Below are 10315 nucleotides of genomic sequence, written 5' to 3' on the forward strand. Positions count from 1 at the left end.
TGTCAGATTTTAATGACTAAATTGGCGGATTTTTCGGGAAATTTTAGTTTATTTCCCTATCCCCCTATCCCCCTATCCCCCTATCTCCAATAATCGTTAACTTATTAAAGTTTGAAACAGCCCTACCCTTAAAAAGGGGGACTTTGAGGTTGATAAGTGTACCTCGTAAATCCAATAAACGCTATAAAAATTATTTTAATTAGTGAAAATAATTAGTAAATTAGTAAATTAATAAAAACTATAATATGGAAATTCAATCTAATTCAAACCTAAGTGATTCAAACTTAAATAAAATACCTTCTGGAGAAACCTGGAACTATGAAGCGACGGTGGCTAAAGTTGAAACTATTATTAGGCAAATAGAAACGGGAGAACTAGAACTAGCAGAGGTGTTTGATCAGTTCTCTGCTGCTGTCGAATATCTCCATCAATGTGAATATTTTCTGGATCAGCGACAGCAACAGATGGATTTGTTGATTGAGACGCTGACTAATGATTCTGATTTTTAATAGTAATAAGCCTGTCAGCTATCAGCGGTCAGCTGTCAGCTTTTGAATAAAAGAGGTAAGCATTCTTTAGGTCACAGGCTAGAAGCCTGTGCCACAAACTAGAAGCCTGTGCCACAAATTAGAAGCCTGTTCCACAAACTAGAAGCCTGTGCCACAAAGCTGACCGCTAACATCAGCCCATCCCTTGAATACCAACATGTCCACCAAAGGCATACCAATCTTCACTAAAGCCCTTGAATTCCAGATCTTTGAGGCTAAATTTTACGTGATTCTCCTCCACCGTAAACTTAACCGTATTATCAGCATTAGCTTGATCTGTAACAATCACCAATTCAGTGCCTGCTGGAATTTCTTGCTTTGATGCTTCATTCAACATACTAGATTGAACAGGAGCTCGCTTAATTACCGTATCTTGATTAAAGAAAAGGTTAAGTAAAACAGGTTTATTGAGTAACGTATTCTGATAAATAGGAATGTTGAAAGCAGTCTTATCCTCTTGTTTAGACACTACATTACTAACCGTTTCTACCGGTTGAATACTATCCATCATAATTGCTACATGGTCCTCAAAGGCATACCAATCACCACTGAACCCCTTAAACGCAATATCTTTTAAACCCAGTTTAAGGTGATTGCCAGATTCCTGACCATAATAGCGAAGTACTAATATAGTACCTGCTGGGATCATCTCACGTTTATTATCAGGCAATTGCGACGATTGAATCGGCTCTTGCTTGAGATAGCTATCTTGCTTAAACAGAAGTCTTAATACATTTGCCATGACAATATACCGGTTTTTAATTGGGTGATTTACTTTGGTTCTGGGTTTTAGGGAGCAGGGAACAGGGAATAGGGAACAGCGGATCTGGGAGCAGGGAGCAGGGAGCAGGCAAGAGGCAAGAGGCAAGAGGCAAGAGGCAAGAGGGAAAAAATTCTGTTTACATCATAGGTATGAGAAGCGCTATATAAATAAATTATCAATGATTAAGACCGACTAACCTCCAACCAACTAACCTTGGCCTTTGGCCACGCGCTTCGCAGCAAAGCGGGACGAAGTCCATCGCGTTCAACCTGCAACCTTCAACCTTGGCCTTTGGCCACGCGCTTCGCAGCAAAGCGGGACGAAGTCCATCGCGTTCAACCTTCAACCTTGGCCTTTGGCCACGCGATCGCGTTCAACCTTCAACCTCTAACCTTCAACCTCCAACCTTCAACCGACTAACCTTCAACCCTTAAGTCAACTAATACTGCCCCGTTTACGAGCCTCTTTATAGGATATTCCCACATTCTTGACACCTGCCCGAATCATTTGTTGTTCAAGCAAGGCAAAGAAGCGATTCCGGTCACCGGCCTTTATCACTGCCTGATTATGAGCTTCAGACACAGCAATGGGATAACCATAGCCTTTATAGACCTGCCCCAGCATTAAACTCAACGCTTGATTCAGCAATGCGGAATTCTGGGCTACCCATTCTGGCATCTCGATCCGAGCAATTTCTGTACCCACATGGACATAACAGAAATAGATCCGGTGATGGTCGTATAATTCCAGAATCCGTGCGGAACTCTGAAATAGAGGGCTACGCTGTCCTGGTTGCAATAAACTTGCCCAGAGAGTGGTATCCCGCAAGGGGTCTATCACCTGACAAGGCAACTTGTCCGTGAGATTACCACATTGGGTGATACATTTGGGTGTTTCATAGGGACAAGCTGGTAATCTCAGGAAATTCACCATTTCCACACTACGAGAAGCACTCAGGTAGCCGATCAGGGGTACATTAACAGCACGCAACTGCTCCCAAGCTGTTAGAATCGGAGGCAAGATGCGATCGCGTGCATCCCCTGGCATCCCATCAAGAAACCAGTAAATCAAGGAACCATCTACTATCGCTAAATTGGGAGTATCCCTGTGGGGAGCTGGTGGATTCACCCAACGGCAAGCCATTTCTGCTAACATCGATACCTCGGAAATGGTGCGTCGATGTCCCATCCACTCCTCCGTGCGAATCCCCCACTGACGAGAAATATATAAGTCTTCCGGTCGGTAGAACACTTCGGGCATACTATCCAACAGAGGATACAGACTTTGTCCATAGTGCAACATTACCCGACCCACATTAATCACATAACAGTAGAGGATTTCGTGGTGAGAGGGGGAAATTTGAGACCCATCCGTAGCGAAAACACTATGGCTTTCCGGGGGACTACTGATATCAACACAAGTATCCAGAGATTCTACCGGTGTTGCCGCCGTGAAGATCATGCGATCGCGCCATTGCTGATGAGACTTGACCAAACTATCTTGTTGTGTTTTAGCCTTTGCCAGTAATTGTTCCGCCCGTTCTAGGCGTTGGCGAGACGCCACCGCCTCTAGTCTCAGGTGGTTACTAATACCAGGAATTTGTCCTGCCAGTTTTGCCAGATCAAGCATGGAGAGCTCATCAGTAGATTTACCGTAGATTTACGAAGTTCAAACTAGTGATCTGTAACACAGGTTTCTTGTGATCCTAAACGACTCATTCAGTGATCCTAAACGACTCATTCAGTGATCCTAAACAAACACAGATAAATAAACACCATTGTATACATCAGGGTCCAATAACAAACCTGATCCTATACATCAGCCTCAGATCACAAACACGATTGCATACATTACCTTTTCATACTGACAGTATCCATGTCCGTAATTTCGTCAGTAATTTCTACGAGGTAAGATTTTATGAAGAATCGCCAGTTAATCAAGTCCTTGTCCCTGGCATCAGCAGCAGTAATTGGTGGTAACGCCCCAGCTCAAGCCATAGACTTCGACTTCAGCTATCAACCAGGGACTTCCCTCCAACAAATGCTCGGGTTTGAAATGGCTGGTGAAATTTGGTCTTACTATTTAACGGATGATGTCACCGTCAAAATTCACGTTGAGATGACAGATGACTTGCCCTCAAACATCCTGGGTGGGGCACTCCCTGGTCTGCAACAGAATAAAAACTACGGCACCTATCGGCAAAAGCTCTATTCCGATAGAACATCGGCAGATGATTATACTGCTTATAATAATCTGCAAGCCCATCACTATAGTGATGGCAATACTCGCTATCATTCCGTGTTTGAAAGCGGAAGTGGGTGGTACAACAAAAACATTTCTCTGACCAATGCCAATGCCAAAGCCATAAATTACCACAGCAATAACTCCATGCTTGATGGCTATATCGTCATGAATAGCGACTTTATTTGGAGCTATAATTACGACCGTAGCGCAACCCTATTAGACACAATCATCCGCTTTCTGAGTGTTGACTTTCTGAGTGTGGCCGTCCATGAAATTGGTCATATCTTGGGCTTCGTCAGTGGTGTCGATTCGACCATACTCGCGGATTATGATGCTAGTTATCAGATGAACCTTGAGCGTCTGTTGCGTACTACTGCCCTGGATATGTACCGCTATAGTGACTGGAGCGAAGATAATGACTTCCTTGAATTAGCCTATGGTGCCAATGCCTTCTTTTCCATTGATGGGGGTGATACAGCTCTGGCATACTTTTCTGAAGGCAAGGATGTCGATTTAGGATTCGGAGGTGATGGCTATCAAGCCAGCCACTGGGACGGTCTGGGCGATGATTTGGGCATGATGAAACCAGCCCTAGGTTGGGGAGAGAGAGCCGATATGTCAGCACTGGATTTACAAGCCTTTGATGTGATTGGCTTTGACCTTAACCCCGTTGTGTTCGGCTCAGATGGACGCCCCAGTGAATCAAATATGACCCTCAATTTCAATAACTTGCTCAACAACGCCAAGAATACCTTAGCCGACAAAATCGGTGACTATCTGAATAATTCTAGCATCAATGCCTCATCCATCGACTGGTATATCGCCAATGATAACCAAACAGCAGGCTCCTGGCTAACTGAAGACCGGATCGACGATGTGATCGATATGTACGAATGGGGCCATAATGGTGATGTTGGTGGCGGTAGCAGTGGTGGTAGTGGCGGTGGTGGTGGCAGTGGCAGCAGTGGCAGCAGTGGCAGTGGCAGTGGGCAAGTATTAGGCCACGTGCTAGAACAAGGTTTTTTTTCGGATTTCAATTGGTCAACCTTTAATCCTGACCAGAGTTGGGCTCAGGTGCCAGACCCAGGGGCGACCAGTGGCTTAATTGGGTTAGGTTTGTTCGGCCTTGGTGGTCTGTTAAAGGGTCGTCGCAGCTAATGCAGCCATCTGGCCTGATCAAAAAAGGGAACAGGGAACAGCGGATCACCGGAACAGTAGCAAAGAGATCCGAAGGGTGCATCTTAAGTATTTGTAAAAACAATGGCGTTGCTGAATAGCGAAATTGTTTAACCATAAAGGGAATTTTTTTTTTGAATTTCAAATAATAAATAATAAGCCTAATTGATAACTACAATAGCGCTTCAGATTTAGAGTAGCAGAGAGTTCGTTGATATAGTCTGGATAAATAATGTCAGCTCTCCTAGTCTGGTCATCCTAAATTAGTATCAAAGTAATTACTATTTTAATTAATAAAAATATTTTTTGATTTTTTGATTTTTTGGACTCCCTTGCTATTTATTTTATATATCAGGATCCAATAAAAAAAACGATTCTATACACCAGCTTCAGATCACCAACATGATTGCATACATCACCTTTTCATACTGACAGTATCCATGTCCGTAATTTCTACAAGGTAAAATCTTATGAAGAATCACCAATTAATCATATCCTTGTCCCTGGCATCCGCAGCAGTAATTGGTGGTAACGCCCCAGCTCAAGCCATAGACTTCGACTTCAGCTATCAACCAGGGACTACCCTTGAACAAATGCTGGGGTTTGAAATGGCTGGTGAGATTTGGTCTTACTATTTAACCGATGATATCACCGTCAAAATTCACGTGGAGATGACAGACAGCTTGCCCTCAAATATCCTCGGTGGGGCACTCCCTGGTCTGCAAAAGAATAAAAACTACGGCACATTTCTGCAGAAGCTGGAGTCTGATATAACATCGAAAGATGATGAGATTGCTCATAATAAGCTGCAAGACGATGAAAATGATAATGACAATATTCACTATCAAGCCATGTTTGAAAGCGGACAAGGGTGGAACAACACAAAGATTGCCCTGACCAATGCCAATGCCAAAGCCATAAATTACCACAGCAATAACTCCCTGCTGGATGGCTATATCGTTATGAATGACACCTTCAATTGGAGCTATGATTACCAGCTTGACTACTCCCCGCTCTAAAGAGACGGGGATTCTAATAAGGATGTTTCGTGATGGGATGAATCCGCATCACTCCACACTTTTTTCTTATTAACTGACCACAGGAATACCCTGTGGAAGTCAAAACGCCCCTACCCAGTTCGTCTAGGTTAATACCTAGCGTTCTGCTTACTTTGCGTATTATATTGGCAGCACCATTACAATCCGCATTGACATACCAATTCATTGCTGTTCGGTATAAACCGCGTTTCGTTCTTCTCCCTGATGGCTTCCAATCCTTGGGTTTTTCACCATATTTAGGCAGATAGTCACCATCTAAGAACGATGCTTTACTGGTATAGCTTTCCTCTGTTTCTATGAACTCGATTCCATACTGTTGACAAAGCCCGGCTATTCTCTTTTTCAGTCTAGCTGTAGGTATTGGCACAAATTCCGAGTTAGTCTTTTTACCTAGATCTATCTCATTCTTGCCTCCTTTATTCCAACCAAAAATAACTCGACCAATTTGATTTTTTAAGCAATGATTGATAACTAGTCTTGCGGCTTTGTTAATTCCATCACGCATTTGACGGTTACGTTTTTCAGTTATCGCCCCTAGGTGGTTAGACCAAAATCCTTGTGGTTTGCCTTGTTTAATTGTTGATATCTGTTTGTTATACCAACGATTCATCGATTTGATCTGCTTACCATCAATAATAAAGCTCGTTCCTACATTAGAAACACAGGTTAGCCAATTATCCAATCCTGGGTCAATCCCAAGTACATTATCTGGTTCTACAATTGGTGTTTTTATTTCTTTTTTATAAACCAACTCAACATAGAAACATCTATTCCTTGGCAGTATTCTTAATTCTCTGATGTCATCAAATTCAATATTGCTAGGAAGAGGCAACCTAAAACTATCAATCCCAAACCAGCACTTTACTTGTCTTCCCAATGGTATTCTTATGTTTCCATCTATTAATCTTAAAGCTTGCTTGGGATAACTGACCAATGCCAAACCTCCCTTTTTTCTATACTTGGGCAGTCTCGGTCTATGCTCAATCTTCCCTTCTCGGTATGCTTTAATCAATTCTTTGTAGGATTTAAAAGACTCGTAGACCGAACGAAGTATTTGTTGTGCTGCTTGGGAGTGAAGTGCCTTATAGTTACGATTGAGCTTGTATTCTTTTTCTAGCTCAAACTTGCTGATGTAGCGATTGGCTTTAAAGTAGATTTGACGAGCAAAGTAGATTCCCATATTTGTCAATCTATGGGATTGTATGCATAAAAAGTTGAGAATTGCCAATAACTCTTGATCTGGATTTAATAAAACCTGCTGACAGCCGTACACTTGAATCACCTCCCTTGCATTTTCCATTTTACCATAAACAGGACACATAAATGTGTCTACTGTGACGGCTCGCTCGGTTTCATCCCCTGCTTAAAAGACAGGGGCTTTCACCATCGCTTTGCGGTAACGCCCCAACCCCATCAAACGCCGTAGACTTCCTGAGTGTGGCCATGCATGAAATTGGTCATATCTTGGGCTTCGTCAGTGGGGTGGATTCAACAATCCTCGCGGATTACGACGCTAGTGATGAGATGAACCTTGAGCGTCTGATGCGTACTACCGCCCTGGATATGTACCGCTATAGTGAGTTGAGCGAAGACGAAAAAAAGCTTGAATTAGGCTATGGTGCCAACGCCTACTTTTCCATTGATGGGGGTAATAAAGCTCTGGCATACTTTTCCGAAGGCAAGGATCTCAATTTAGGAGACGGAGGTGATGGCTATCAAGCCAGCCACTGGGACGGTTACGGCAATGATTTAGGCATTATGAAGCCAGCCCTAGGTTGGGGAGAGAGGTCGGATATCTCAGCACTGGATTTACGAGCCTTTGATGTGATTGGCTTTGACCTTAACCCCGTTGTGTTTGGCTCAGATGACCACCCCAGTGAATCCAATATGACCCTAAATCTGGATAACTTGCTCAACAACGCCAAGAATACCTTAGCGGACAAAATCGGTGACTATTTGAATGATCCTAACGTCGATGCCTCATCCATCGACTGGTATATCGCCAATGATAACGAAACAGCAGGCTCCTGGCTAACTGAAGACCGCATCGATGATGTAATCGACATGTACGAATGGGGCCATGGTGGCGGTGGTGGTGGCGGTAGCAGTGGTGGTGGTGGCGGCAGTGGCGGTGGTGGCAGCAGTGGTGGTGGTGGCGGCAGTGGCAGTGGCAGTGGGCAAGTATTAGGCCAGTTGATGGAACAGGAGGGGTTTTTTAACGATTTCAATTGGTCAACCTTTAATCCTGACCAGGGAGTGGCTCAGGTGCCAGACCCAGGGGCGACCAGTGGCTTAATTGGGTTAGGTCTGTTGGGCATTGGTGGTCTGTTCAAGGGTCGTCGCAGGTAGTGCAGCCATCATCACGGCATTGATATAGCTGAAAATATCATCCAGTTCGCCAATGGCTTCCAGCTCCAGTGTTTCGTCTGGAGTGAGTTGATCGTCTTTTTTCTTATCCAGCAGGGTTTGCATCCGCTCCCCAAGCTCATCGGTGAATTTGAAAAGGGTTAAGTTATGGGTTCGCTCAAGGCGAAGTCCTTGAGGCAAAAAGGTGGATGGTTTGATCCCAATAGCAGTCATAGTTGTTTTTGTGAGGAATCTTATTGATTTTAGCAATTCCGATCACTAGCGTTACTTGGTCTAGAGGTTTGGGAATTCTAGAGGATAGTTATTGCCCACCACATGCTTCAGTCTCTAGAAAAGCCTCATGGTCACCACAGATTTTTGTAAATTGCCACCTAGGTCCCATCAAAACAAACCCTTAAACAAACCCTTAAACCAACTCCTGACCTTGCCCATTGCCTGTTACCTAGTGGCTCAGATCCCCTTGCTCTGCTCTGCTCAAATTGTTCCAGATAATACTCTACCCAACAATTCCATTGTTACTCCTAATGGCAACATCATTGAGATTACTGGTGGTACCACTGCAGGGGGTAATCTGTTCCATAGCTTCGAGCAGTTTTCGGTTCTGACTGGCAATACAGCCTTTTTCAACAATTCCGTCACCATTGAGAATATTATTAGCCGGGTCACTGGTGGGTCAATTTCTACTATTGATGGCTTAATTCGGGCTAACGGTAGCGCTAACCTGTTTTTAATCAATCCCAATGGCATCGTGTTTGGTTCGGAGGCTTCTCTAGATATTGGTGGTTCGTTTATCGGCTCTACCGCCAACAGCATTAAATTTGCCGATGGCAGTGAATTTAGTGCGACCAATCCCCAGGAGCCTCCTCTCTTAACCATTAATATTCCCACTGGTTTACAGTATGGCTCCCAAGGCATTCCAGGCGGAATTGTGATCAACGGACCTGGGAACAATCTGAGTATTAATCCGGCTATATTTTTTGCCGTGAACACAGATAATCGACCGGTGGGGCTAGAAGTACAGTCAGGTAAAACCTTAGCCTTGGTGGGGGGTGATGTGGCTGTTACAGGAGGAAATCTCACCACAGCCGGAGGACGGATTGAACTGGGGAGTGTCCAGGGAGAAGGGATGGTAACCCTGACCCCAAGTAACTTAGGTTGGACCTTAAGCTATGAGGATGTAGGACAATTTCAGGATATTACCTTGTCCCAAGCTGCCTCGGTGAGTACCAGTGGTAATGACGGGGGGGAAATCCAGGTGCAGGGTCGGCGGGTGACCGTGAGTGAGGGGTCAGCCATCTTAGCCGATACCGTGAGCAGTGGGGCTGGGGGAAGTTTGACGGTAACGGCGACGGAGGCATTGGACGTTATTGGTAGCGCTGCCAATAATGACTTTTCCACCCGTTTATCTACTGATGTAGCACCAGGGGCTATAGGGAATGGGGGTAATGTAGTTATTGACACGGAACAGTTGCGGGTTGCTGATGGCGCTCAGATCTCCAGTGCCACCTTTAGCTCAGGGAATGCTGGCACCTTGACGGTTACCACTGCTGAGATAGAGGTGATTGCTGGGTCGAACTTTGGTCCCAGTGCTTTGTTTGTGCTAGTAGGACGAGGGGCTACTGGGAATGGGGGTAACTTAATTGTTGACACGGAACGCTTGCGAGTTACTGATGGGGCTGAGATCTCAGCTAGTACCTTTGGCTCTGGCAATGGGGGAGATTTGCGAGTTCAGGCCAAGGACGTAGACCTGATTGGTACCGCTTTTGGCAGGTTCCCGAGTAGGTTGTTGGCAGATGTAGGACCAGGGGCTACCGGGAATGGGGGTAACTTAATTGTTGAAACGGAACGCTTGCGAGTTACTGATGGGGCTCAAATTTCAGCGAATATTGTTGGTATAGGCAATGCAGGTTCCTTGACTGTTAAGGCTCAAGATGTGCAATTGACTGGCACCTCAACCGCAGAAGTACCTAGTGGCTTATTTACAGAAGTCCGACCAAACGCGATTGGGAATGGGGGCGACTTGACCATTGAGACTCTTAAGAAACACATTCGCCTGGTGAGGACTGGGGAACAAGATCAAAACCAAGAGTCTGAGCTTTTTTCTCAAGATAGGAGAGAGTGCGTTGACGATACTTTTGTTCGTAAGCATCAACACCAGG

General features: G+C 44.7%; 11 protein-coding genes. 6 read left to right on the plus strand and 5 right to left on the minus strand.

The genetic code is table 11. The annotated features are described in order from the left end of the window. Positions 1 to 245 precede the first annotated feature (245 nt). Positions 246 to 509, plus strand: coding sequence for an exodeoxyribonuclease VII small subunit (gene xseB / locus F6J99_RS34480; protein WP_293119897.1), 264 nt, complete (start codon positions 246 to 248; stop codon positions 507 to 509). A gap of 172 nt (positions 510 to 681) precedes the next feature. Here xseB and F6J99_RS34485 read toward each other — a convergent pair whose 3' ends face one another. Both F6J99_RS34485 and F6J99_RS34490 read right to left on the minus strand, forming a co-directional pair. After that, the gene (locus F6J99_RS34485) at positions 682 to 1290 is read right to left on the minus strand and encodes a hypothetical protein (RefSeq protein WP_293119915.1); all 609 of its coding nucleotides are present in this window, start codon (positions 1288 to 1290) and stop codon (positions 682 to 684) included. Between the two features lie 47 nt (positions 1291 to 1337). Continuing rightward, entirely contained in the window at positions 1338 to 1490 is a 153-nt protein-coding gene (locus F6J99_RS34490) for a hypothetical protein (protein ID WP_293119899.1), read from the minus strand. Positions 1491 to 1524: 34 nt separating this feature from the next. On the opposite strand from F6J99_RS34490, the gene F6J99_RS34495 reads away from it, so the two are divergent. Beyond that, on the plus strand, positions 1525 to 1731 hold the full coding sequence (locus tag F6J99_RS34495; RefSeq protein ID WP_293119901.1) for a hypothetical protein: 207 nt from the start codon (positions 1525 to 1527) through the stop codon (positions 1729 to 1731). A gap of 15 nt (positions 1732 to 1746) precedes the next feature. Here the strand turns inward: F6J99_RS34495 and F6J99_RS34500 are convergent, their stop codons facing one another. Then, positions 1747 to 2940, minus strand: a complete 1194-nt coding sequence (locus tag F6J99_RS34500) for a DNA double-strand break repair nuclease NurA (RefSeq protein WP_293119903.1) — start codon at positions 2938 to 2940, stop codon at positions 1747 to 1749. A gap of 288 nt (positions 2941 to 3228) precedes the next feature. Between F6J99_RS34500 and F6J99_RS34505 the strand changes: the two genes are divergently transcribed. Beyond that, entirely contained in the window at positions 3229 to 4713 is a 1485-nt protein-coding gene (locus F6J99_RS34505; RefSeq protein WP_293119905.1) for an NF038122 family metalloprotease, read from the plus strand. A 488-nt stretch (positions 4714 to 5201) separates the two neighbouring features. Then, positions 5202 to 5750: an NF038122 family metalloprotease gene (locus tag F6J99_RS34510; protein ID WP_293119907.1), complete on the plus strand. Its 549-nt coding sequence runs from the start codon at positions 5202 to 5204 to the stop codon at positions 5748 to 5750. Positions 5751 to 5763: 13 nt separating this feature from the next. Here F6J99_RS34510 and F6J99_RS34515 read toward each other — a convergent pair whose 3' ends face one another. Further along, the gene (locus F6J99_RS34515) at positions 5764 to 7089 is read right to left on the minus strand and encodes a transposase (RefSeq protein ID WP_293119909.1); all 1326 of its coding nucleotides are present in this window, start codon (positions 7087 to 7089) and stop codon (positions 5764 to 5766) included. A gap of 59 nt (positions 7090 to 7148) precedes the next feature. Between F6J99_RS34515 and F6J99_RS34520 the strand changes: the two genes are divergently transcribed. Then, on the plus strand, positions 7149 to 8138 hold the full coding sequence (locus F6J99_RS34520; protein WP_293119917.1) for an NF038122 family metalloprotease: 990 nt from the start codon (positions 7149 to 7151) through the stop codon (positions 8136 to 8138). Here F6J99_RS34520 and F6J99_RS34525 read toward each other — a convergent pair. After that, positions 8091 to 8369, minus strand: coding sequence for a hypothetical protein (locus F6J99_RS34525; RefSeq protein ID WP_293119911.1), 279 nt, complete (start codon positions 8367 to 8369; stop codon positions 8091 to 8093). The genes F6J99_RS34520 and F6J99_RS34525 overlap by 48 nt on opposite strands. Positions 8370 to 8496: 127 nt before the next feature. Between F6J99_RS34525 and F6J99_RS34530 the strand changes: the two genes are divergently transcribed. Further along, positions 8497 to 10315: filamentous hemagglutinin N-terminal domain-containing protein (locus tag F6J99_RS34530; protein WP_293119913.1), on the plus strand; the 1819-nt coding region annotated here is incomplete at its 3' end.

It is taken from the genome of Moorena sp. SIO4G3, assembly GCF_010692305.1.
GTDB lineage: Bacteria > Cyanobacteriota > Cyanobacteriia > Cyanobacteriales > Coleofasciculaceae > Moorena > Moorena producens_A.